This window comes from Mesorhizobium sp. M7A.F.Ca.ET.027.02.1.1 (genome assembly GCF_004022985.1).
Classification (GTDB): Bacteria; Pseudomonadota; Alphaproteobacteria; order Rhizobiales; family Rhizobiaceae; genus Mesorhizobium.
The window spans coordinates 1-23,478 of record NZ_RZOL01000007.1 but is presented as its reverse complement, the minus strand read 5'-3'; the positions used below and the strand labels follow the sequence as shown (position 1 = coordinate 23,478).

At 62.5% G+C, this 23,478-nt stretch carries 24 protein-coding genes and 1 pseudogene; 19 read left to right on the top strand and 6 right to left on the bottom strand.

All coding sequences use genetic code 11. The features are described from left to right. The first annotated feature begins 29 nt into the window (after positions 1 to 29). Entirely contained in the window at positions 30 to 1,289 is a 1,260-nt protein-coding gene (locus tag EN749_RS02075) for an ABC transporter substrate-binding protein (protein ID WP_127396357.1), read from the top strand. 117 nt (positions 1,290 to 1,406) lie between these two features. Continuing rightward, positions 1,407 to 1,580, top strand: a pseudogene (locus EN749_RS02070) (FAD-linked oxidase C-terminal domain-containing protein); the annotation flags it as partial. A gap of 22 nt (positions 1,581 to 1,602) precedes the next feature. On the opposite strand, the gene pcaQ reads toward EN749_RS02070, so the two are convergent. Continuing rightward, positions 1,603 to 2,520 carry a pca operon transcription factor PcaQ gene (gene pcaQ / locus EN749_RS02065; protein ID WP_127396356.1) on the bottom strand — a complete coding sequence of 306 codons (918 nt, stop codon included), beginning with the start codon at positions 2,518 to 2,520 and terminating at the stop codon, positions 1,603 to 1,605. A 92-nt stretch (positions 2,521 to 2,612) separates the two neighbouring features. Here pcaQ and pcaD point away from each other — a divergent pair, with 92 nt between their 5' ends. The 6 genes from pcaD to pobA are packed head-to-tail and all read left to right on the top strand — an operon-like array spanning position 2,613 to position 7,425. After that, on the top strand, positions 2,613 to 3,422 hold the full coding sequence (gene pcaD / locus EN749_RS02060) for a 3-oxoadipate enol-lactonase (protein ID WP_127811103.1): 810 nt from the start codon (positions 2,613 to 2,615) through the stop codon (positions 3,420 to 3,422). After that, positions 3,415 to 3,822 carry a 4-carboxymuconolactone decarboxylase gene (gene pcaC, locus EN749_RS02055; protein ID WP_127318459.1) on the top strand — a complete coding sequence of 136 codons (408 nt, stop codon included), beginning with the start codon at positions 3,415 to 3,417 and terminating at the stop codon, positions 3,820 to 3,822. The genes pcaD and pcaC overlap by 8 nt, the downstream gene beginning before the upstream one ends. Then, positions 3,812 to 4,567, top strand: a complete 756-nt coding sequence (gene pcaH, locus EN749_RS02050) for a protocatechuate 3,4-dioxygenase subunit beta (protein WP_127318461.1) — start codon at positions 3,812 to 3,814, stop codon at positions 4,565 to 4,567. Before pcaC ends, pcaH begins: the two co-directional genes overlap by 11 nt. After that, the gene (gene pcaG / locus EN749_RS02045; protein WP_127396354.1) at positions 4,567 to 5,181 is read left to right on the top strand and encodes a protocatechuate 3,4-dioxygenase subunit alpha; all 615 of its coding nucleotides are present in this window, start codon (positions 4,567 to 4,569) and stop codon (positions 5,179 to 5,181) included. The genes pcaH and pcaG overlap by 1 nt, the downstream gene beginning before the upstream one ends. A gap of 19 nt (positions 5,182 to 5,200) precedes the next feature. Next, positions 5,201 to 6,253 carry a 3-carboxy-cis,cis-muconate cycloisomerase gene (locus tag EN749_RS02040; protein ID WP_128362469.1) on the top strand — a complete coding sequence of 351 codons (1,053 nt, stop codon included), beginning with the start codon at positions 5,201 to 5,203 and terminating at the stop codon, positions 6,251 to 6,253. Further along, positions 6,253 to 7,425, top strand: a complete 1,173-nt coding sequence (gene pobA / locus EN749_RS02035; protein WP_128362468.1) for a 4-hydroxybenzoate 3-monooxygenase — start codon at positions 6,253 to 6,255, stop codon at positions 7,423 to 7,425. Before EN749_RS02040 ends, pobA begins: the two co-directional genes overlap by 1 nt. A gap of 10 nt (positions 7,426 to 7,435) precedes the next feature. Here the strand turns inward: pobA and EN749_RS02030 are convergent, their stop codons facing one another. Next, a complete protein-coding gene (locus tag EN749_RS02030; RefSeq protein WP_127397441.1) occupies positions 7,436 to 7,906 on the bottom strand; it encodes an NUDIX domain-containing protein in 471 nt (156 codons plus the stop codon). A 173-nt stretch (positions 7,907 to 8,079) separates the two neighbouring features. Here EN749_RS02030 and EN749_RS02025 point away from each other — a divergent pair, with 173 nt between their 5' ends. Beyond that, complete coding sequence (locus EN749_RS02025; RefSeq protein ID WP_127381450.1) at positions 8,080 to 8,613, top strand: sterol desaturase family protein; 534 nt, start codon at positions 8,080 to 8,082, stop codon at positions 8,611 to 8,613. Between the two features lie 26 nt (positions 8,614 to 8,639). Here EN749_RS02025 and rsgA read toward each other — a convergent pair whose 3' ends face one another. After that, positions 8,640 to 9,650 (bottom strand): ribosome small subunit-dependent GTPase A, encoded by a 1,011-nt coding sequence (gene rsgA, locus EN749_RS02020; RefSeq protein WP_189367303.1) that lies wholly within the window; start codon positions 9,648 to 9,650, stop codon positions 8,640 to 8,642. A 408-nt stretch (positions 9,651 to 10,058) separates the two neighbouring features. Here rsgA and EN749_RS02015 point away from each other — a divergent pair, with 408 nt between their 5' ends. Next, positions 10,059 to 11,093 carry a LacI family DNA-binding transcriptional regulator gene (locus EN749_RS02015; protein WP_128362467.1) on the top strand — a complete coding sequence of 345 codons (1,035 nt, stop codon included), beginning with the start codon at positions 10,059 to 10,061 and terminating at the stop codon, positions 11,091 to 11,093. A gap of 10 nt (positions 11,094 to 11,103) precedes the next feature. Here EN749_RS02015 and EN749_RS02010 read toward each other — a convergent pair whose 3' ends face one another. The 3 genes from EN749_RS02010 to EN749_RS02000 form a co-directional block, all read right to left on the bottom strand. Further along, a complete protein-coding gene (locus EN749_RS02010) occupies positions 11,104 to 12,045 on the bottom strand; it encodes an alpha/beta hydrolase (protein ID WP_128362466.1) in 942 nt (313 codons plus the stop codon). A gap of 10 nt (positions 12,046 to 12,055) precedes the next feature. Then, positions 12,056 to 13,204: a Gfo/Idh/MocA family oxidoreductase gene (locus tag EN749_RS02005; protein ID WP_128362465.1), complete on the bottom strand. Its 1,149-nt coding sequence runs from the start codon at positions 13,202 to 13,204 to the stop codon at positions 12,056 to 12,058. Positions 13,205 to 13,463: 259 nt separating this feature from the next. Further along, positions 13,464 to 14,225, bottom strand: coding sequence for a DeoR/GlpR family DNA-binding transcription regulator (locus EN749_RS02000; protein ID WP_127319228.1), 762 nt, complete (start codon positions 14,223 to 14,225; stop codon positions 13,464 to 13,466). 162 nt (positions 14,226 to 14,387) lie between these two features. Here EN749_RS02000 and EN749_RS01995 point away from each other — a divergent pair, with 162 nt between their 5' ends. The 9 genes from EN749_RS01995 (at position 14,388) to EN749_RS01955 (ending at position 23,405) form a co-directional block, all read left to right on the top strand. Next, on the top strand, positions 14,388 to 15,188 hold the full coding sequence (locus EN749_RS01995) for a class I fructose-bisphosphate aldolase (protein ID WP_127255183.1): 801 nt from the start codon (positions 14,388 to 14,390) through the stop codon (positions 15,186 to 15,188). 3 nt (positions 15,189 to 15,191) lie between these two features. Continuing rightward, on the top strand, positions 15,192 to 16,142 hold the full coding sequence (locus EN749_RS01990; protein WP_128362464.1) for a PfkB family carbohydrate kinase: 951 nt from the start codon (positions 15,192 to 15,194) through the stop codon (positions 16,140 to 16,142). Positions 16,143 to 16,230: 88 nt separating this feature from the next. Beyond that, complete coding sequence (locus EN749_RS01985; protein ID WP_128362463.1) at positions 16,231 to 17,376, top strand: ABC transporter ATP-binding protein; 1,146 nt, start codon at positions 16,231 to 16,233, stop codon at positions 17,374 to 17,376. Between the two features lie 108 nt (positions 17,377 to 17,484). Next, positions 17,485 to 18,732, top strand: a complete 1,248-nt coding sequence (locus tag EN749_RS01980) for a sugar ABC transporter substrate-binding protein (RefSeq protein ID WP_127266568.1) — start codon at positions 17,485 to 17,487, stop codon at positions 18,730 to 18,732. Positions 18,733 to 18,869: 137 nt separating this feature from the next. Next, positions 18,870 to 19,766 (top strand): sugar ABC transporter permease, encoded by an 897-nt coding sequence (locus EN749_RS01975; protein ID WP_023808791.1) that lies wholly within the window; start codon positions 18,870 to 18,872, stop codon positions 19,764 to 19,766. Between the two features lie 5 nt (positions 19,767 to 19,771). Further along, positions 19,772 to 20,614: a carbohydrate ABC transporter permease gene (locus EN749_RS01970; RefSeq protein WP_013532946.1), complete on the top strand. Its 843-nt coding sequence runs from the start codon at positions 19,772 to 19,774 to the stop codon at positions 20,612 to 20,614. A 63-nt stretch (positions 20,615 to 20,677) separates the two neighbouring features. Then, positions 20,678 to 21,499 (top strand): sugar phosphate isomerase/epimerase, encoded by an 822-nt coding sequence (locus EN749_RS01965; protein ID WP_128362462.1) that lies wholly within the window; start codon positions 20,678 to 20,680, stop codon positions 21,497 to 21,499. Between the two features lie 11 nt (positions 21,500 to 21,510). Further along, complete coding sequence (locus EN749_RS01960) at positions 21,511 to 22,587, top strand: Gfo/Idh/MocA family oxidoreductase (RefSeq protein WP_128362461.1); 1,077 nt, start codon at positions 21,511 to 21,513, stop codon at positions 22,585 to 22,587. Beyond that, positions 22,587 to 23,405: a sugar phosphate isomerase/epimerase gene (locus EN749_RS01955; protein WP_127319214.1), complete on the top strand. Its 819-nt coding sequence runs from the start codon at positions 22,587 to 22,589 to the stop codon at positions 23,403 to 23,405. The genes EN749_RS01960 and EN749_RS01955 overlap by 1 nt, the downstream gene beginning before the upstream one ends. Positions 23,406 to 23,478 lie beyond the last annotated feature (73 nt).

Here is a 23,478-nt window from a genome sequence, read left to right as displayed (position 1 = left end):
TACAGTCGAGTAACGAAAGGGGAACAACAATGACAAAGACGATACTCCAACTCACCACCGCGCTCGCCCTCGTCACGATGGCGGGTGCTGCGCAAGCCGCCGATTGCAAGATCACCGTCGGCCTCGTCATGGAGCTGACCGGCCCGGCCGGCGAATACGGCCAGGCCGGCGCCAAGTCGGTCGAGATGGCCTTCCGCGACATCAACGGAGCCGGCGGTGTGCGCGGCTGCGATCTCGTCACCGACACGCGCGACAGCCAGAGCCAGGGCAACGTCGCCGTTGACGCCGCCACCCAGCTGGTTCAGGTCAAGAAGGTGCCGGTCATCATCGGCGGCATCATCTCCTCGGTGTCGATCCCGATCCTGACTTCGGTCACCGCACCAGCCAAGATCGTCCAGGTCTCGCCGGCTTCGTCCTCGCCGACGCTGACCGCGCTCGGCCGCGACGGCAAGACCAACGGCATCTTCTTCCGCACCATCACCTCGGATGCGCTGCAGGGCGTCGCCGCCGCCAAATACGCCGTCGACAAGGGTTTCAAGAAGCTGTCGATCATCCATGTCAACAACGATTTCGGCGTCAACATGGTGGCCGAATTCTCACGTGCCTACAAAGCGCTCGGCGGCACCATCGTCTCCGACACGCCTTACAATGAGAAGCAGTCGAGCTATGCCTCGGAAGTCACGGCGGCAATGGCCGGCGAACCGGACGGTCTTTACCTCGTCAGCACGCCGGTCGACGGCGCTACGGTCGCCCGTACCTGGATCTCGCAGGGCGGCGTGCAGAAATTCCTGCTCAATGACGGCATGAACAGCCCGGACTTCATCGAATCCGTCGGCGCCGATTATCTGAAGGAAGCCTACGGCACGTCCTCCGGCACCAGCCCGACGGCCTCGACGGAGTATTTCACCAAGAACTACAAGGAATTCTCCGGCATCGAACCGACCAATCCGGCGGCCGACCGCTCCTATGACGCCGGCGCGATTGTTGGTCTGGCCATCGCCATCGCCGGTTCGGAGGATCCGGCCAAGATCAAGGACGCGATGTACAAGGCCGTCGATCCTACCGGCACGCCGATCTTTGCCGGCAAGGAAGAATTCGCCAAGGCGCTCGGCCTGATCAAGGACGGCAAGCCGATCCGCTATGAAGGTGTCATCGGCCCTGTCGCCTTCGATAAATATGGCGACATCACCGGCCCGTTCCGCCTGTGGAAGATCGTCGACGGCAAGGTGGCAACGGACGGTGAAATGACCACCGACGATGTCAACGCGCTGCAAGCCAAGCTTCAGTAAGACAACTCTCCGGTATCGATCACGATCCATCGTGATCGATACCGGACGATTGTCCTGTTTTACATTGCCGACGGACACGGACGACGTCGCTTTGCGTGGACGAGCGTTTGCCCGGCAGGCGGCGTTTCGGCCGAACATGGCATCGGTCTCGACAAGAAGAAGTGGCTGCATCTGGTCCGCAGCGACGCCGAGATCGCCACGATGCGGCGGCTGAACGCAGCGCTTGACCCGAGAAACATCCTCAATCCGGGACGGGTCTTCGACCTCGACCCGACTGCCTTCTGCCGATGACGATCCCGCACAGCCTGACGCATCAGCCGCTTTGCCTTGCCGCTTCGCGGATGGTCTGCAGCAGGATGGAAAAGGCCGGCGAGGGCGCGGTGTCGGTCCGCATGGTCAGGCCGACCGGTCCCTTGGTTTCCTCGGTGTTGACCGGCAGGGCGACGAAGGCGCCGCTGCCGAGTTCATTGGCAACGACGCCAGCCGAAATGATCCAGACGGCATTGCTTTGCCGCAGGAAGGCGCGGCCGAAGGAGTCCGAGACGGTTTCGATCTCGGTTGCCGGCGCCGTCATGCCGTTGGTGATGAACAGGCGGTCGACGAAGGGGCGGATGACCGATTCCCGCGTCGGCATCAGCATCGGGAATTCGTCGAGCCGTGCGAACACATCCTGTCCCGGATCGAGCAGCGGATGTCCGGCTCGCACCACGAACAGCACCGGTTCAGAATAGAGGTGCTCGAAGAAGAAGCCGGTCATGTTTTCCGGCGCCGCCAGCCGTCCGACGACAAGATCGAGCGCGCCGGTGCGCAACTGTTCGAGCAGCACGGCGTTCTCGCCGGTGACGATCTTGATCGCCGCACCTGTGTCCTCCTCGAGGAACAGACCCATGGCGAGCGGTATCACCCGCGCCGACACTGTCGGCAGCGCGCCGATGCGGATCGGGTGCCGGCTGACCGCTCCGTCCTGGCGGACGGAATCGATGCCTTGCTTGAGTGCCGTGATCGCCGTTCCGGCATGGCGAAGAAAGATCTCGCCGATGCGCGTCAGTCGGATGCCGCGGCCGTCGCGCTCGACCACCGCAACCCCCAGCGCCCCTTCCAGCTCGCGCAATGTCTTGGTCACTGCCGGCGGGCTGACATGCAGCAAGTCAGCCGCTCGTGCCACGCTTCCCTGCCGCGCGACCTCCAGGAATGCCTGCAAATGGCGGAACCGGATCCGGCTCTCAGACATGAATTAATAACCCATGAGTTAATGAAACGACGCAAAATATCATTTTACTGAACCAAACGCCTTGTGCAATGTGGGGGCAAAGGACCGAAACCGTGCCATTCCTCACCATCGGCGGCATCACGCTGCACCATCGCCACATCAAGGCGAGCGGCAATGCGCGCCCTATCATATTCATCAATTCACTGGGCACCGACTTCCGGATCTGGGACGAAATTGTCTCGGCGCTCGATGGTGAAATGCCGCTGCTGGTCTATGACAAGCGCGGTCACGGGCTGTCCGACATCGGCGACATCAGGTCGATCGACGATCATGTCGATGATCTCTCGGGCCTCATCGATCATTTCGAATTGAGCAAAGTCGTGCTGTGCGGCCTGTCGGTCGGCGGCATGATCGCGCAGGGGCTCTATGCCAGGCGACCTGAAATCGTCGAAGGCCTGATCCTTTGCGACACGGCGCACAAGATCGGCACGACGGACAGCTGGAACACACGCATCGCAACGGTCGAAAGCAAGGGCATCCAGGCGATTGCCGATGGCGTGCTCAAAATGTGGTTCACCCCCGCCTTCCACGCGGCGCGTCCAGCCGAGCTCGACGGCTATAGGAACATGATGACCAGGCAAGCGCTCGCCGGTTACATCGGGACCTGCGTTGCCGTTCGCGATGCCGATTTCACCGATGCCGCACGCCGCATCGCGGTGCCGACACTCTGTGTCGCGGGCGACCAGGATGGCTCGACGCCGCCCGATCTCGTCCGCTCGCTGGCCGAGCTGATCCCCGCCGCGCGCTTCGAGATCATCCGCGACGCCGGACACATTCCTTGCGTCGAACAACCCGAAGCGCTGGTCGCCCTAATCCGCAGTTTTATCGCGTCGCTTGCCCCTGGAGCAGAAACTCATGGATGAAGTCCCCGGCGACGCAGCCAGATATCGCAAGGGGCTCGCGGTGCGGCGCTCGGTACTCGGCGACCGGCATGTCGACCGGGCCGAAATCGCCGCCACCGATTTCGACCAGCCTTTCCAGGAGCTGATCACCGAGGCTGCCTGGGGAACCGTGTGGGCGCGGCCGGGCTTCACCAAGCGTGAGCGTTCGATCGTCACGCTGGCGCTGCTGGCCGCACTCGGCCATGATGAGGAGATCGCCATGCATGTGCGCGCCACCGCCAACACCGGTGCGTCGCGCGACGACATCTGCGAGGCGTTCCTGCATGTCGCCATCTATGCCGGCGTGCCGGCCGCCAACCGTGCCTTCAAGATCGCCAAGGAGGTGTTTTCGGAAATGGACGGGAGCCAGAATGCCCGCTGAGTCCGGCTCGACCCGGAGGCCCGAGACCGGCGCCTTCTTCCAGCGCGACCGGACATGGCATCCGCCGGCTCTGACGCCGAACTATAAAACCTCGGTGCTGCGCTCACCGCAAAAGGCGCCGCTGTCGTTCGACAACACGCTATCGGAGATTGCAGGCCCGGTCTTCGGTCACGCCATGCTCGGCGAACTCGACGCCGACCTGATCCACAATTTCGCCAGGCCCGGCGAGAGCGCGCTCGGTGAGCGCATCCTCGTCTATGGGCGGGTGCTCGACGAACGCGGCGTTGGCGTGCCCGGCGCGCTGCTTGAGTTCTGGCAGGCCAATGCCGGTGGCCGCTATCGCCATAAGAGGGATGGCTATCTGGCGCCACTCGATCCGAATTTTGGCGGTTGTGGCCGAACTATTACAGGCGAGGATGGCTTCTATGCGTTTCGTACCGTCAAGCCCGGTCCCTATCCCTGGCCGAACGGGCCGAACGACTGGCGGCCTTCGCACATCCATTTCTCTGTCTTTGGTCACGGCTTTGCGCAGCGGCTGATCACGCAGATGTATTTCGAGGGCGATCCGCTGATCTGGCACTGCCCGATCGTGCGCGGCATCCCCGACAAGGCGGCCATTGAGACGCTGATCGCAACGCTCGACATGCAAGCGACGATCCCCTTCGACGCGCGCGCCTACAAGTTCGACATCGTTCTGCGCGGGCGCCGCGCGTCGCGGTTCGAAAACAGGCTGGAGGGCAATTGATGGCTCAGTCGCTCGACCGGCTCAGGGAGAGCCCCTCGCAGACCGCCGGACCGTACGTCCATATCGGGCTGACACCCAATTTCTGCGGCATCGGCGGTGTCTATCCGACCGACCTTGGCGCCACCATGGTCAACGACAAGACCAGGGGCGAGCGCATCGGCCTGCGCATCCGGGTGCTCGACGGCACCGGCACGCCGCTCAAGGATGCGCTGATCGAGATCTGGCAGGCGGATGCCGACGGGCTCTACAATTCGCCGGCAGAACCGCGCGGCACGGCCGATCCCAACTTCTTCGGCTGGGGCCGTTGCCCGACCGACATGGACACCGGCCTGTGTGCGTTCGAGACGATCAAGCCTGGCCGCGTCCCGTTCAACGATGGTCGCCTGATGGCGCCGCATATCACGCTCTGGATCGTCGCCCGCGGCATCAATCTCGGCCTGCACACAAGACTGTATTTTTCCGATGAGGAAAAGGCCAATGCTGAAGATCCGATCCTTGCGCGGGTCGAGCACCGCCTTCGCGTGCCGACGCTGATCGCCGAGCGCCAAGGCGATATGTATGTCTTCGACGTCCATCTCCAGGGGGAGAAGGAAACGGTCTTCTTCGATAGCTGATGCTCAGGAGGCCTGTGACATGACTGTATCGCCTTTCGACCATCCGCTGCTCTCCGCTCTTCTCGGCGACGAAGAAGCGGCGAGGCATTTTTCCGTCGAGGCGGAAATCGAGGCCATGTTGGCCTTTGAACAGGCGCTGTCGCAAGCGGAGGCCGATAACGGGATAATCTCCAAAGATGCCGAGGCAGCTATCGTGGCGGCGCTTGGCACGTTCCGGCCGAACACGGCTCTGCTGCGAGCCGGGGTCGCCAAAGACGGCGTCATGGTGCCGGAGTTGGTGCGCCAGATCAGGGCGGCGGTCGGCGAACCGCATGGCCAGAAAGTGCATTTCGGTGCGACCAGCCAGGATGTCATCGACACCGGCCTGATGCTTCGGCTCAAATCCGTCGTCGAGCATCTCGATCTGCTGTTGACCGAAACAGTCATGCGGCTCGTCTCGCTCCAAGAGCGCTTTGGGAGCAGGGCGCTGACCGGCATGACGCGCATGCAGAAGGCGATTCAGATCAAAGTGCAGGATCGTGTGGCAGCGTGGCAGAGGCCGTTGCAACGGCACCAGGAAAAGCTGCCGGAACAGTCGAGACGCCTCCTGGTGGTGCAGTTCGGCGGTGCCGCCGGCACACTGGAAAAACTAGGCGACAAAGGGAAAGCGGTGCGCGCAGCCCTGGCCGTCAGGCTTGGTCTTGGCGACGCACCGCAATGGCAGAACCAGCGCGACGCGCTCGCTGATTTTGCCGGTTGGTTATCGCTGCTGACCGGCAGCCTCGGCAAATTCGGCCAGGACATCGCTCTGATGGCGCAAGATGGAACCGAGATCAAACTTTCCGGCGGTGGCGGCTCGTCTACCATGCCTCACAAGCAGAACCCGGTGAAGGCCGAAGCGCTGGTGGCGCTTGCCCGCTTCAACGCCACGCAGCTTGCCGGCCTGCATCACGCGCTCGTGCATGAGCAGGAGCGGTCGGGTGCTGCATGGACGCTGGAGTGGCTATTGCTGCCGCAAATGGTCGTCGCAACGGCAGCGTCGCTGCGCCTTGCCGCCGAACTGGCCGCACAGGTCGAAAGTGTCGGCCACTGATGCGCACGCAAATCGTCGTCATCGGGTCCGGGCCGTCCGGGCTGCTGCTTGGGCAATTGCTGGCCGGCATCGGCGTCGAGACGGTCATTCTGGAACGCGCAAGCCGCGAGCACGTGCTTGGCCGCGTGCGGGCAGGGGTGCTCGAACAGGGCACCGTCGAATTGCTGGAACAGGCCGGCGCGGCGGCAAGGCTGCATGCCGAAGGGCTGCCGCATTCCGGCATCTCGCTCGCCTTCGACGGACGCTTGCATCGCATCGACCTCAAGGCGCTGACCGACGGCAGGCATGTCACCGTCTATGGCCAGACCGAGGTGACGCACGATTTGATGGACAAGCGCGACGCGGCAGGGCTGACCACGATCTACGAGGCGGCAAATGTCGCTCTGCACGATTTCGACGGCACCGCGCCTTTCGCCACCTATGACAAGGACGGCGTCACGCATCGCATCGACTGCGACTTCATTGCCGGCTGCGACGGCTATCATGGCGTCAGCCGCAAATCGGTGCCCGAGCGTGCGCTAAAAATCTTCGAGCGGCAGTATCCGTTCGGTTGGCTCGGCGTGCTGGCAGAAGTGCCACCGGCCGATCACGAACTGGTCTACGCCAATCACGAGCGGGGTTTTGCGCTGTGCTCGATGCGCTCGACGCATCGCAGCCGCTACTATGTGCAGTGCCCGGAGGGCGACCATGTCGAGGCGTGGTCGGACGACCGCTTCTGGGACGAGTTGCGCCGCCGCTTGCCGGAGCAGACGGCGGCAAATGTCGTCACCGGCCCATCCTTCGAGAAATCGATCGCGCCGCTGCGCTCCTTCGTTGCCGAGCCAATGCGCTTCGGCAGGATGTTCCTGGTTGGCGACGCCGCCCATATCGTACCACCGACCGGGGCGAAAGGCCTCAACCTCGCCGCCAGCGACGTGCGCTATCTCTTCGCAGGTTTGCGCGACTTCTACGTCGAGAAGTCACATGATGGCATCGACGCCTATTCCGGCAAGGCGCTGGCACGGGTCTGGAAGGCGGTGCGCTTTTCCTGGTGGATGACGACGATGCTGCACCGTTTTCCCGACACCGGCGATTTCGGCCAACGCATCCAGGAGGCCGAACTCGACTACCTCGTGCACTCGCGCGCCGCATCGACCGCGCTCGCCGAGAACTATGTCGGCCTGCCTTATTGAGGGCTGCGGATCATCCAGCGCCTTGCTGCCTGGCAAAATCCAAAAGCATCGGGCGCTGCCCCTTGAGGATTTTCACCTCGGCCTCGGGCAAGGTGAACCAGCCCGCTCTGTCGACCTCCGGGAACTCCTTCAGGGATCCCGACCTTGGCGGCCATTCCATGGTGAAGCTGTTGCTCTTGATGGAGGTCACATCGATGTCGATGGTCGCCTCGACGGACCAGGCCGAGACGATCTTGCCGCCCGGTTGCCTGTAGTCGCCGAGACGAGTGAAGTATCCATCGACCTTGACGCCAAGCTCTTCCTCGGTCTCGCGTTGCGCTGCCGTCAACTCGTCCTCGTTTTCGTCGACAAGACCCTTCGGTATCGACCACGCACCATCGTCCTTCTTCGCCCAGAAGGGGCCGCCCGGGTGAACCAGCAACACTTTGAGACCACCGTCTTCGCGGCGATGGATCAGCAATCCCGCACTCCGTTTTGCCATTTTATATGTCCGTCTGCGAAGCCGGCAGCCTGCCACTGGTTCCTTGAATCGTTGACGCGAACCTTGCACCAAGGGATTGCGACGCTATGTCAGGCGCGGCTGCATTGCACCTCACCCGCGAGTCCGGCAATCTGATACCATCGCCTATTTGGCGGCTCGAAGGCTAGGTGACGATGCAACTCGGTCTTATTGGCTACTACAGCGACTTCGTCGTGTATCCGCTGGTAATCGCCGTGCTGGCAGTGGCCGGGCTGCTCGAAGCCGGCGAAGAGGGTGCGCCGGGCTGGATAGGCACGGTCCTCGCCTGTCTCGGCCTCTGGACGCTGATCGAGTATGTGCTGCACAGGTTCGTTCTTCACCACATTCCCTACATCAAGGACCTGCACGACCGTCACCATGTCGAGGAGCGCAGTTCGGTGGGCACGCCGACCTGGCTCAGCCTCGGGGTGCATGCGCTGGTCGCGTTCCTGCCGCTATGGATGATCTCGGATTTCGCCACCGCTAGCGCGGTAAGCTGCGGGTTGATGCTGGGGTACCTCTGGTACATCAGCATCCACCACATGATCCATCACTGGCATCCCGCGCATCCGAGCTATCTCTACACGCTCAAGCGTCGCCACGCGGTCCATCACCACATCGACGAAGCGGCCAATTTCGGTGTGACGTCGGCGTTCTGGGATCGCGTTTTCGGGACGGCGCGGCTCTAGTCCGAGGCCAGATCAACCCCAATCGTTCAACGCCTCTTCCCGCGACCTCCGGGAGACTTGGCTCCGCGGGGTCCGCTCTGAGCCGGCGTGTTGTTCTGGTTTTCGTCGGACAGTTTTCGCCAGCGGGCAAGGCGCTCCGGATCGAGCGTCCCGGCCTTCAAGGCAGCCTGCACAGCGCAGCCCGGCTCATGCACATGCGTGCAGTCGCGGAACTTGCACAGCGGCGCGAGCTCGGTGATTTCGGCAAACAGCGTGTCGATACCGGAGGCGACGTCGCTGACCTGCAGCGTCCGCATTCCCGGCGTGTCGATCACCCAGCCGCCGCCGGCAATGGCGTGCAGCGATCGCGACGTGGTGGTGTGGCGTCCCTTGGCATCGTGCTCACGAATGCCTCCGGTCCGCTGCGGCGATTGCTGCCCCGATCCGGCCAGCGTGTTGACCAGCGTCGATTTGCCGACACCGGAGGAGCCGATCAGCGCCACCGTCTGGCCGACACCGCACCAGGCAGCCAGGACGGTCGCCGCATCCGATGTCCGGGGGTTCAGCGTCACGACCGGCAATCCACGCTGCAACGCGGCAGCCTGCCGTGCATACGTCTCGGCGTCTTCAGCGGTATCGGCCTTGGTCAGCAGGATCACTGGCGTCGTTCCGGCCTCATTGGCGAGCGCCAGATAACGCTCGAGCCGGGCGGGATTGAAGTCGGCATTGCACGAGGTGACGATGAACAGCGTGTCGACATTGGCCGCGGCAAGCTGCGGCACCCTGCCGCCCTGGGTGCGGCGCTCCAGCACCGTCTTGCGGACCAGGCGGCGCTGCACAAGGTGTTCATGCCCATCGACCAGTACCCAGTCGCCGACCGCATAGTCGCCGGTGTTCGCCTGCGCCGGCAGCGTCAGATCGACCGGCCCTGCCTGGGACAGGCCGGTCAGGCGATCGCGGTGGACGGTGGCGATCCGCGTCGGGACAAGATCGGCGTCGCCGGGTTCGAGCTGGTCGCCAAAAAAATCCGTCCAGCCCAGGCCGGCAAGCGATGGCATGGAGTGGTCCGTCACGGCTTTGACCACGGCGTCGCGGACATTGGAGAGTATCCCTGGCAGGTGAGGCGCGGACGGGGTGGGCGATTGCCCAGCTGTATGGGCGGCATGGCGGCATTTGGCAAGCAGGCCGGAGCCGAGAGCGAGCGGCAAGCTTCTGCAGCCCTCGATCGTCGAACTGACGATCAAGTCGACGAAACAGCGCTATCCGAAAGCGTTTGGCGGGAAAAACGGCGGCGAGTCGCCTCAGTTTTGAAACGTTAATGAATAATTTGACGCATGCAATATTTCTGGGTTCTATTGGTAACTGTGAAAATTGACTGAATAAGTTCCATCCAGGATTGTCGCATCCGGTCAACGGCCGCATGACTGGGGGCGGGCCGATCATGGCAGGGGATCAGGAATATATCGATGGCGGAGAAGACGCACCGCACGATGGATGACTTCGCCCAGGCATGCGGCGTGTCCCGGCCGACGCTGTCCAAATATTTCGACGATCCGGCGAGCGTGAAGCCGGCGACGCGGGCGCGCATCGAAGCCGCCCTGCGCTCCTCGGACTATCAGCCCAACCTTTTCGCCCGAAATCTCAACCGCAAGCGCACCCGCAACATCGGCATCGTCGTGCCGACGATCACCGATCCGTTCTACGCCGAGATGGTCAGCCGCATCGAATTTCGCTGCCGCGACGAAGGCTACTGGCCGATCGTCATCTCCTCACATGGTTCGCCGAAGCTGGAGGCGGAGTCGGTCAGGACGCTGCTGTCCCTGAAGGTCGCCGGCGCGATCATCGCCCCACTGGGTCTGGCTTCCGACCGCGGCGTCTTCGACAAGCTCGGGCAGGACATTCCGATCGTCTATTTCGACACCTATATCGAGGGCGATACGCCGTTCGTCGGCAACGACAACCGGCAGAGCGTCTCGACCATCGTCGACTATCTCTGCCGTTCGGGTGAGCCGCCGGTCTATCTCGACATCCCACACGTCAACCACAACTCCGGCGAACGCCAGGAAAGCTACATCGTCGCGATGGAGACCGCCGGGTTCAAGCCGGTCGTCATCGAAGGCACCCGCGATTACACCTGGGACTTCGAACGCATCGGCTACGAGCAGACGGAAAAAATGCTGCAGGCCGGCGCCTTGCCCGGCCGCACCATCCTGTGCGCCAATGATCGTCTCGCCTTTGGCGTGATGGCGGCTGCGTACTCGCGCGGCCTGAAGGTCGGCCGCAGGCCCGATTGCGATCTGCGGGTTGCAGCACACGACGATCATCCGCTGAGCCGCTACACCTGCCCGGCGCTGACCACCATGGCGCAGGATTTCGCCGCCATGGCCGGCCGCAGTGTCGAGATCCTGCTGGCCTTGCTGGACGAGGCCGATCCGCCGAAGCAGGACATGGCGCGCACCGTCAAGCTCGGCGCCACCCTGGTGATGCGTCAGTCAGCCTGAGCGACCGGCGTCAGCTTTTCTCGAACTGGCGCCAGGCAGTCACCGCCTCGGCCACCGCTTGCCGGGCAGCGGGAATATGGCGTCCCATTGAGACGAAGCCGTGGATCTGGCCCGGCCATTGCCGCAGGATGAGCGGAACGCCCGCGGCTTGCAGGCGCGCCGCATAGGCTGCCCCTTCGTCGGCGAGGATGTCGCAGCCGGCAAGCGCCACAAAGGTCGGCGCCGCGCCGGCGAGGGCAGGCGCCAGAAAGGGCGAGACGCGCCAGTCCGTGATATCGTCGGGCGTTCGCACATAGTGGTCGCGGAACCAGGCCATGGTGGTTGCGGTGAGCCCGAAGCCGTCGCCGAAACGCTGGTAGCTATTCGATGCCCGCCGCGCGTCGGTGTTGGGATAGATCAGGAGTTGCGCCGCAAGCGGAGGCGCAAGCCCATCGCGGGCAAGCAGCGCCAGCACCGTGGCGAGATTGCCGCCGGCGCTGTCGCCGGCAACGCCGATGCGTCTGATGTCGATGCCGAGACCGGCGGCATTCCCCGCTATGAAGCGCAGTGTCGCCAGGCAATCCTCGAGCCCGGCGGGAAATTTGTGCTCTGGCGCCAGGCGATAATCGGGACAGACAATGACGGCGCCGCCGAGATTGGCCATCAGGCGGCAGATCTCGTCATGCGAATCGAGGTTGCCGATGACCCAGCCGCCGCCATGCAGGTAGAGCAGCGCCGGTGCCCCGCTTTGCGGTGCGCCGATGCCGCGATGGATGCGGAGCGCTATAGGCCCATTCGTCCCGTCGATCTGCCGTTCCTGGGTCGCAGCGACCGGCTCGTGCTCACCCTGTAACGTCGGGAACGAGGCGTTGTAGGCAGTTCGCGCCGCCGCCACGCTGCCGGTCTCGAATGGCTCGCCGCCGGCTGCACGACCAATTTCGAGGACGCGCAGCGCATCCGGATCGAGCGTCATGATCATGTCCTCAGGCCAGCAGGCTGCTCGCCTCTTCCTCGGTCAGCAGGGCCGGCTGCACGACATCGCCCGCGATGGCGACTGATCCCTGTGTTTCACCGGAGCGCAGGATAGCCTCCATGATCTCCAGTACATGCAGCGCGAGGCTGCCGGAGGCCCGTGGGGTGTTGCCGGTTTGAAGCGAGCGCACCAGATCGGCGACGCCGAGCATACGGTAATTGGCGCGATCGGGTGCCGCGTAAGGCCAGTTGCGGGCGCCGTAGAGTTCGCCCTCGCTGGCGAAATCCTGCCAGTCGGTGCCGCGTTCCGACAGCGACACCGTGCCGCCGAACGTGTCGGGGTCGGGCAGGCGCAGCGAGCCCTCCGTGCCGTGCAGTTCGATCGGATGGTTGGAGTGGCGAAAGACGTCCCACGAGGCGCCGAAGGTGACGGTCGCGCCGGAGCGGAACTCGAGCAGCGACAGCACATTGGTCGGCGTGCCGACCTTGAATGTCGTGTTCTTGAATGGCCCATCGGCTGATATCAGCCTTTCTTCCTGGCCGCGTGTCGCCATTGCCATGACGCGCTCGACCGGGCCGAGCAGATTGACCAGCATGGTCAGATAGTACGGACCCATGTCGAACACGGGGCCACCGCCTGGCTGGTAGTAGAATTGCGGGTTGGGGTGCCAGTGCTCCATGCCGCGGCCCATCATGAAGGCGGTGCCGGTGACCGGACGGCCGATGGCGCCGTCATCCATCAACCGGCGCGCACGGCGCCCGGCAGCACCGAGGAACGTGTCGGGCGCCGAGCCGAGCAGCAGGCCGCGCGACCGCGCCTCGTTGACCAGGCGTTGTCCGTCGGCGGCCGAGATGGCGAGCGGCTTTTCGGTGAAGACGTGCTTGCCGGCCGAAAGCGCGGCAAACGAAATATCGAAATGCGCCGCCGGAATGGTCAGGTTGAGGACAAGATCGATCTCCGGGTCGGCCAGCAGCGCATCGACGCCGAGTGCCTGGATGCCATATTCCTTCGCCCGCACCGCCGCCATGTCGGCCGAAATATCGGCACAGGCGCGCAATTCGATCCCGCCAAAAAGCCCGGCGTTGCGCAGGTAAGTCATCGAGATGTTGCCGCATCCGATGACGCCGATCCCGAGTTTGGTCTTTGATGTCCCGTGCATTTTCGATCCTGCCTCCCAATGCGCTCATGGCCTGCCGGATCCGCCCAGCCGTTAGGCGGATCGCATTCGCAAAAGGCTATACAACACTTTAAATATTGACGCGCGTAAAATTTTTATACAACATGCGAAAATGCTGGTGCGATATCGGGAGGCTGCCAGTCCTGGGAGGAGAAAATGACCGAAAGAACGGCCGCCGATGCGGATCCCGTGGCTCATGCGCGCATCGGATATTTCCGCCGCGGCCAAGACCGCGACGGGGTCAGGCATAGATCACCTTGGCCCCGGTCCTATCAAGCTGGCTGCGTATCGGGTCGGACAGGCCATCGTCGGTGATCACGACATCGACGCTCGACAGCGAAAAGGCCTTGGACGTTCCGCTGACGCCCCATTTGCTCGAATCCGCAAGGAGGACAACGCGCCGGGCCATGCGCACGAGGTTTCGCTTCGTTCGCGCCATGTCTTCGTTCACGTCGACCACATCCAGTGACGAGTCAATCGCATGCGCTCCAACAAAGACCTGATGCGCTACCAAGCCGCCGAGAGCCGTGTCGGCATCGGTGATCAGTGTGCTCACCGTGTCTGGATAGACCCGGCCGCCGATCATGTGAACGTCGAGCCCGGGCCGATGCATCAGATGCTGCACGATATTCATCGCCGTGGCCGCGACCACGACATTGCTGAGCGGCGGTAACAGCATGGCAACCTGCATCAATGTCGAGCCGCCGTCGAAGATGACCGATTGGTTGTCCTCGAACAGTTCTACCGCTGCCCGGGCAATGCGTTTCTTTGCATCGAGGTTCGTTTGCATCCGCCGGGCGAACGCGGCCGTGGTCGAATCCGTGGTCCGGGTCACCGCGCCTCCGCGGGTCTTGGTCAGCAGTCCCTTACGGTCCAGTATCTCGAGGTCGGAGCGCACCGTGACTTCCGATACGCCAAAATCGTCTGACAGGTCCTTGATGCGGACCTGTCCGCTACGTTGCACTTCACCCAGGATCGATTGGCGTCTCTGCTCTGACAACATTGCCCTGTCCTTGCCTCCATCCGCCAAGCAATCACCCTGGCCTCGGTTCACTCTACCAAAAATATGCGAATTCGAAAGCTTTCGAAAGATTGCATTTGTCTTTTCTTTCGCAAACACTGGGTGCAGGATTTTGAAATCAATCGATTGGAGAATTTTGGACTCATGAGCCTCGGAACCAAGGTGCGCCTGGCGCGCCTCTTCTCACATCCATCGGGGAATCTTTTTGGCGGCGCGGTCGACCACTTTGTCGGCTATGGCGACGTGCGCAAAGGAGGTCTTGCCGATCTGCCGGGCGCCCTTGCACGCGTCATGGTAGGCAAACCCGACTACGTCAGCATCCAGCCCGGCACCGCGCGCCATCTGTGGCCGCAATACGCGGGCAAGGCTTGCCTGGTGATCCAGGCCGGCTGCTTCACCCCGGATGATCGCATCAGTGAACTGATTGCAACGCCTGAGGATGCGGTGCGCGCTGGCGCCGATGCGTTGGCCGTGGCCATTCCGGTGCGCGGCGCGACCGAGGGCAAATACATACGCTGGCTGACCGATTCGGTGAACGCGGCGGCCCGTTACGGCATGCCGGTGGTGGCGCATATCTACCCTCGCGATTTCACCGATGGGGCAAAAATCGTCTTTACCCCCGACGAGATCGCCTATGCGGCACGCATCGGCTACGAGTCCGGCGTCGATGTGATCAAGATCGGTTACACGGGCGATTTCGAGTCTTTTCGAGAGACCGTTCGGACCTGCCCGGTGCCGGTTGTTATCGCCGGCGGTCCGAAGACCGACACGCTGCTCGGCGCCCTTCAGCAGACGGCGGACGCCATCCGTGCCGGCGCGCGCGGTGCCGTGGTGGGCCGCAATCTCTGGGGGCACGGCGATCCGGAAAAGGCAGCGATCGCCTTTCGGGGCGTCATCCATGACGGCCTTTCGGCGCAAGACGCCCTGGCGAAGGCGGGTGCCTGAACGATGCCCACCGTCCCTTCAATCCTCGGCTTCGGAGCTATTGCGATCGACGACATCGTCTATGTCGATCAGCCGTTGTCGGCGGGCAAGGGGAAGGTTCTGCAAAGTGCCCGAGCTTTCGGGGGAAATGTCGCGACGGCACTTGCCGCCGTGGCGCGGCTCGGCGGAAGCGCCGGGTTCGTCGGATGGCTGGGCAGTGCCGCCGACGACGCCGTGTTGTGCGATCTCGTTGCGAGCGGCGTTGAAACCGCGTTCGCGCCGCGCCACCCGCACGCGCGCCCGGTGCGCTCGCGGATCACCGTCGGTTCGGATGGGGAGCGATTCATCGCGTATGACGACGAAGCGATGCTGGGCACCGCGCCGGACTTTCCGGACGAGGTTCTCAGCCGCGCGACAGTCCTGATCGTCGACAGTTACGGGATCGGGTCGCTGGATGTCGTGGCTCGGGCTCGCGATCTCGGCCTTGCGATCCTCGGCGATGTCGAATGGAGCCACGGCCCGGCCACCGAGAGACTGATCGGGCTCTGCGACCATCTCATTCTTCCGCTCGGCTTCGCGCGGACCGCCACCGGCCGCCAGTCGCCGGCCGAGATACTCGATGCGTTGTGGTTGCCGTCGCGGTCCGCCGTGGTTCTGACGGATGGCGGCAGGGGCGTCTTCTATCGCGGACGCGACGAGACAGGGCTCTGGCACCTGCCTCCGCACCGGGTTGCCGTCGTCGACTCGACCGGCGCCGGTGACTGCTTTCATGGCGCCTATGCCCTTGCATTGACGCGCGGGATCGACACCGCAGGCCGGGTCGCATTCGCGGCCGCGGCGGCGGCCCTTTCGATAACGGGGCGGGGCGGGCGCGAGGCGCTTCCGACCGACGACCAGGTCAAGCAACTCCTGGCATCGACAAACGCGCCGTCGGCAGTCGAACTGAAATATGCGCGGCTCGATACCGGAACATAGCCTAGCTATCCGAGGAAAAATTTCGCAGGTGAACGTAAGCCGAGGACAATCATAAAAATCAGTGGCTTAGACTTGTGGAGGGAGGAATATGGCAGAAGTCGTTCTTGAGAATATCTGCAAGACATACGGGAACAATTTTCACGCAATCGACCAATTGAACCTGTCGGTCAAGGACGGTGAGTTCTTGATTCTCGTCGGGCCGTCCGGCTGTGGCAAATCCACCGCGTTGCGGATGATCGCGGGATTGGAGGACGTCACCAGCGGCAGCCTTCGGATCGGCGGTGTCGACGTCGTCGACATGCCGCCCAAGGACCGCGACATCGCGATGGTCTTCCAGAGCTACGCCCTCTACCCGCATATGACGGTGTTCGAAAACATCGGCTTTTCGATGCGGCTGGCAGGCAAGCCGAAGGCCGAGCGCAAAAAGCGCGTGGACGAGATCGCCAAAACCCTTCAACTGACGTCTCTGCTGGACAGCAAACCCGCGAACCTTTCAGGCGGGCAGCGTCAAAGGGTTGCCATGGGCCGCGCCATGGTGCGCGAGCCGGCAGCCTTTCTCATGGACGAACCGCTTTCCAATCTGGATGCGAAACTGCGTGTTCAAATGCGCGCCGAAATCACCAGTCTGCAAAAGCAGCTCGGCGTAACGACCATATATGTGACCCACGACCAAACCGAAGCCATGACGATGGGCGACAGGGTCGCGGTGTTGAAAGGCGGCGTGCTGCAGCAGGTCGACACACCCAAGAGACTCTATGAATCGCCGGTGAACGCCTTCGTTGCCGGCTTCATCGGGTCTCCTTCGATGAACCTTTTCGAGGCGACCCTGACGGGCGACGAACTGATGTCCGGCGCCCTGGCCATCCGGCTGCAGGATGCAGCCTTCGTGCGCAGGCCGGGCTTGAAGTCGTATGCGGGGCGCAAGGTCGTGTTCGGCATACGACCGGAGGATCTCTATGACAGCAGCCTCGAATCCGGCCGCAAGTATCAGACGATACCGGCAAAGGTGACCTCGATCGAAGAACTTGGATCCGAACAAATCGTCCATCTCGACATCGACGCGGTCCGGGTGGACTCCGGCGACCCTGACGCGGTGCAGGATTTCGGCCTGGCGTCGAATGCGGTGGCGAAATTCGAACCGACCAGCACAGTCCGTTCCGGCTCGGAAATCAGGTTGGCCCTGGATGATACCAAGCTCCATTACTTCGACCCGGAGACGCATCTGGCAATCTGAGTATCAGCGAAGACCCGCGGGTGAGGGTGAGGCGCCTGCGTAAGAAGACTTCTGAATAACCAGACGATCGGCCGCATTGTGCGGGCGAATATAAAGAAGGAGGAGAGAATGACGTTTCGTATTAAACCCGCGATGCTGAAAATAGCCGCGGCCGCATGGTTGCTCGGCGCAACCGGCGCCATGGCGGATACGACGCTGGAATTCACCCAATGGTGGGAGCCCGAATTGCCGGCCGGCTCGCTCAGGGCAATCATGGATGACTTCGAGGCCGCAAATCCCGGAATCAAAGTGACGCTGGTCAGCGGCCCCTACGCGACCACGCGTGACCAGATCTCGGTTGGTGCTGCAACCGGAACGCTCAGCGACGTCGTCGGTCTCGACGGTGCCTGGGTGAACAATCTGAATGCGCAGAGCGCACTCGCCGACATGAATCCGATGATGGATGCGAGCGGTTTCGACAAGAGCCAGGTCGCGGACATCGTCAAGGTGGACGGCAAGGCGGTGATGTTTCCCGTGGCTTCCTTCGTCTATCCGGTCTTCGTGAATTTGGACCTTGCTGCCCAGGCAGGCGTGACCAAGCTGCCGTCGACCCGTGCGGAGTTTCTCGAAGCCGCCAAGAAGATGACGATCGCCGACAAGAATCAGTATGGCTGGGTGCTGCCCCTCTCGCTGCAAACGCCATCCGGCGTTCAAAACGACATGATGTCGTGGGTTTGGGCTTCGGGTCAGTCGATGATGGCGAACGGCAAGCCGGACCTTGAGGGCAAACCGGTGGTGGATATGCTCACCTTCGTCAAATCTCTCAACGACGCCGGAACCATCTCGCCCGGCATCGCCACCAAGACCGAGCAGGAAAAGGTCGAGGAGTTCGTCAACAACCGCGTCGGGATGATGATCGACTCGCTCGCGCATGTGAACCTCATCCGCAAGCGCAATCCCAAGCTGAACTTCGACCTCATTCCGGTCCCGGTCGTGGAAAACTATACCGGCAAGCGCGGCCTTCCCTATGCCTCCTGGGGCATCGGCATCTCTGCTGCCTCGAAACATCAGGAAGAGGCCTGGAAACTCGTCCAATATGTGATGAGTGAAAAGGTGAACGCCAAGCTCGTGTCGCTTGCAAACGCCTTCCCAGGCAACGTCAACGCCAAGCCCGATTTCGTGACCTCGGACAAGGCTTTCGGCAAGGCTTTTGAAATCTTCAAGACCGGTTATCTCGCCAATGAGTTCACGGGCCTGCCGGTGGCAGAAGACCTGATGACCCAGTTCGACGTGCAAGCCCAAAAGATGCTCGCCGGCGAGCAGTCTCCGGAACAAGCAGCCGCCGCCGCTCAGAAGGGCTGGATGGCGAAATTCTGATCGGCCTGTTCCCGTTTGCTATCTTCGACCGGGTGGCCTGACTTCGGGCAGGCCACCCGGCAACAACGGATCGGCAATTTGAGTGGACCTGTTTTTGAAGCTTACCTTCTCTTGAAGGCGTATCCCAAGGTTGGCACATGACCCGGCAAAAGCGTTCCCACCATAAGCTCAAACGAGCGGTCGCACCCTACCTCTATCTGTCGCCCTCGCTGCTCATAATCGGGCTTCTGATGCTGCTGCCGATGGTGACGGTGATTGGCTACTCGTTCCAGAACAGCGCGGTGCTGCGTCGCGACCCATCCTTTGCCGGACTGAAACACTACCAGGCGATCTTCGACGACCCCGTGTTCTGGGCTTCGCTGTGGCACACGCTCTACTTCACATGCATGAGTGTCATTTTCCACATGACCATCGGCATGGCCTTCGCGCTCATGCTGAACAGCGACCGCATCAATCCGACGCTGCGCAATATCCTGCGCGTGCTCTATATACTGCCTTGGCTGTTCACCGCGGTGATTATCGCCGTGATCTGGCGCCTGCTGCTCGAGCCGAACGGTGTCGTGAATAGCATTCTCATGCAAATCGGCATCATCGGTTCCAAGGTCGAATGGTTTTCCTCGCCTGAGACCGCGCTGCACGCCGTCACCTTTGCCAACATCTGGGCGGGCTATCCGCTCTTCATGGTCAGCCTGCTCGCGGGTTTGCAGGGCATTCCCAAGGATTTCTACGAGGCTGCCGATATCGACGGGGCGAAAGCCTACCAGAAGCTGATCTTCATCACCATTCCGCAGCTGATGCCGATCATCATCAGCATCTCGCTGCTCGACTTCATCTGGACCATGCAGGTCTTCCCGTTAATCTGGATAACGACGGGCGGTGGCCCGATCTACTCGACCGAGGTCCTCAGCACCTACACCTACAAGCTGGCGTTTTCGAGCTACAACCTGTCGCAGGCTTCGGCGAGCGCCGTGGTCATCTTGTTGATCTCTCTCGGCCTGACGCTGTTCTATATTCGCTATCAGAAGGCTCGGTAGTCATCATGAGGAAAAGGCATACGCCGAAAGACAGGCTGATCACCGTCGCGCTCCATGTAGCGCTTGCAGCGGGGCTCTTTTTCGCGGCATTCCCGATCTACTGGATGCTGAGCAGTTCGTTCAAATCGAATACCGAAATCTTTGCCCTGCCACCAACCATCCTGCCAAAGGCCTTCACGCTGGAAGCGTATGCAGCCATCCTTGGCGACCCGGTAAAGCTGCGCTTCTTCTTCAACAGCTATTTCGTGGCGGGAGCGGTGACTGTGCTGACGGTGCTGATCGCCTTGCTGGCGGCCTACGGGTTCAGCCGCTTCAACTTCCGCGGCAAGGGCAGCCTCAACACAATCATCATCAGCACGCAGACGATTCCGCCGATCACACTTTTGATCCCCTTCTTCGGGCTCGTCGTCTCATACGGCATCTTCGATACCTACGTCGCACTGATCCTGACTTACCTGGTGTTTACGCTGCCCTACGCGATCCTGCTGATGACGGGATATCTGAACACCTTGCCCCGCGATCTCGATGAAGCCGTGGCTGTCGATGGCGGCTCCAGTTGGACAGCGCTTTGGCGGGTGATTGTCCCGATTTCACTGCCTGGTATCGTGGCGACGTCGGTCTACACCTTCCTGTTGTGCTGGAACGAATTTCTCTTTGCGCTGACGCTGACGAAATCGACGTCCATGCGCACCGTCCCGATCGGCATCCAGCTGTTGATGGGGCAGCATGCCTTCGAATGGAACCAGATGATGGCGATGAGCGTGCTCGGCTCGCTACCGCTCTTGCTCATCTACCTCGTTGCCCAGAGGTACTTCCTCGCCGGCATGACCGCGGGCTCGGTCAAGTAGGATGTCCATCCCACGGCGACTCAGGGTGGCATCAAGCAATAGGCGATATCAAGGAATGAAAGGATGAACGTGAAAGACCTCAAAGTCGGCTGCCAGACCTTCACCTGGGAAATGCTGGGAGACCGGTTTACCGGCGGCCCCGACGATCTGCTGAAGGCGATCGCCGATGGTGGCTATGCCGGCATCGAGATCACCGACACCATGATCGGACATTATGGCGACAAGCCGGAGGAGTTCGCCGCCGCGCTGAAGGCGTCGGGGCTGACGCTGGTTTCCTTCGCCTTTGGCTCGAACAGTGGTTTTACGCTGAAGGAGGAGATCGGCGCCGACCTCGAAACCGCCAAGCGCTGGATCGATTTCGCCGCCGCCTTCCCGAATGCGCTGGTATCGATGGGCTCGGCCACGGTGGTGTCCGACGGCCCGCGCGAGGATAAGTTCGCCATCGCCGCCGAGGTCTACAACAAGGCCGGCGAACTCGGACGCAAGGCCGGCGTCCAGGTTGCCCTGCATCCTAGCTCCCACCACAACACGCTGCTGTTCGACCGCGCCGACTACGACACGATCTTTGCCTTGCTCGACCCTGACCTGGTCGGCTGGGTACCGGATACCGGCCATATCCTGCGCGGCCACAAGGACATGTCCGATACGCTGCGCACCTACCGCGACCGCATCCGCTACATCCACCTCAAGGACGTCTATGCCAACGGCACCTGGGCCATGCTCGGCAAGGGCGTCTGCGACACGCCTGCGGTCATCGAGATCGCCAACACCGCACCGCGCTTCAACGGCTGGCTGGTGCTGGAGGAAGAATCCGAAACGGCCGCCGCCGATCCTGCCGGCGCGGTCAAGACCAACCGCCAGACTATGCGCAGCTACGGCGCCTGAAGAACGAGACGATGATCAAGAAACAGGACAGACGCCTCAGGGTCGGCGTGCTCGGCTGCGGCCCCATCGCGCAGTTCGCGCATCTGGAATCCTGCGTGAAAGCTGGCAATGCCGACCTTTACGCCATCTGCGATGCGGCACCCGATATGCTTGCCCGCATGGGCGCGACCTATGAGCCGCAGAAGATGTATTCCGACTATGAGGCAATGCTCGCTGATCCTGAGCTGGAAGCGGTGATCGTCGCCACGTCGGACGCCTATCACGTGCCGATGTCGATCAGGGCGCTCAACGCCGGCAAGCATGTTCTCTGTGAAAAGCCGATCGGCACCTCGGTTGAGGAAGGCGAGGCGCTGGCCGAAGCGGTCAGGCGCTCGGGCAAGATCCTGCAGGTCGGGCACATGAAGCGCTTCGATCCGGCACTGGAGACCGCGCGCAACTTCGTTCGCGACGAGATCGGCGAAGTGCTGGCGCTGAAGGCCTGGTACTGCGATTCCACCCATCGCTACACCAACACCGATGCCGTGCAGCCGCTGCCCGTCACCAGCAGGCTAGCCAGGAAGCCAGCCGGAAATCCCAAGGCCGATCTCAGGCAATACTTCATGCTGGCCCATGGCTCGCATCTCGTCGACACGGCGCGTTTCCTGTGCGGCGATATCGTCGCCGTGCGCGCCCGCCTCAATGAGAAATTCGGCGCCTATTGCTGGTTCGTCGAAACCGAGTTCGCCAGCGGCGCGCTCGGCCATCTCGACCTGACGGTTGCCGTGCGCATGGACTGGCACGAAGGTTTTCAGCTCTATGGCGAGAACGGCTCCGTTATCGCCAGGACATTCAACCCTTGGTACTTCCGCGCCAGCGAGGTGGAGATATTTCACGAGAAGACCGCCACGGCCCACAAGCCGCTCGGCGCCGATGGCCATTTCTTCCGCCGCCAGTTGGAAGGTCTTGCCGACACGGTGCTGAACGGCACGCCGATGCGTGGCGCCAATGTCGAGGACGGCATCGCCTCGATCCGCGCCATGGTCGCCATCGCGCGTTCGGTGGTATCAGGCGAGCGAGTCGAACTCGCCTCGGTGTCGGGGGCGGTGTGATGCGTCTCGGCATTTTCGCCAAGACCTTTGCCGGCACCGATCCGGCAGCCGTGCTGGCTGCGGTGCGGCAAGCTGGCTATGAGACGACGCAGTTCAATCTGGCCTGTGCCGGCCTGCCGTCGATGCCGGATGCTGTGCCGGCGGACGCCATCGCCTCCGTCCGTGCCGCCGCGCAGTCGAACGGCGTTTCACTCGCAGCACTGTCGGGCACCTACAACATGGCGCATCCCGACAAAGCCGTGCGCGACGACGGCCTCAGGCGCCTCGCCGTTGTCATCGAGGCTGCTGCTGCCCTCGGCATCCCGCTGGTCACGCTCTGCACCGGCTCGCGCAACGCCGCCGATCAGTGGGCCTATCATCCCGACAATGCCGATCCGGCCGCCTGGTCCGACATGGCCGCCGAGATGGCGAAGGCGCTGGCGCTGGCCGAAGGTGCCGGTGTCGATCTCGGCATCGAGCCTGAGCAGGCCAACATCGTCACCTCGGCCAGGGATGCGACCCGGCTGATCGCCGAGATGGGATCGAAGCATCTGAAGATCGTGCTCGATCCGGCAAACCTGTTCGAACACGCCACGCCCGGCGAGGCGCGCGCTATCGTTGCCGCCGCGATCGACGAGGCCGCCGGCCACATCGCCATGGCGCATGCCAAGGACCGTCATGGTGACGGTCGCTTTGCCACATCAGGACAAGGCATTGTCGATTTTCCGGATTTTGTTGCACGGCTAAAGGCAGCGGGCTTCGACGGACCGCTTGTCACCCACGGCCTGTCCGCCGACGAAGCCCCCGATGTCGCCGCCTTTCTGCGAAGGCTCCTCTGATGGGCGCCGCCCCGACGATCCTGCTTCGCGACGATGCAGCGCTTCGTGTCTTCGACACGGGGCAGGGCAGGCT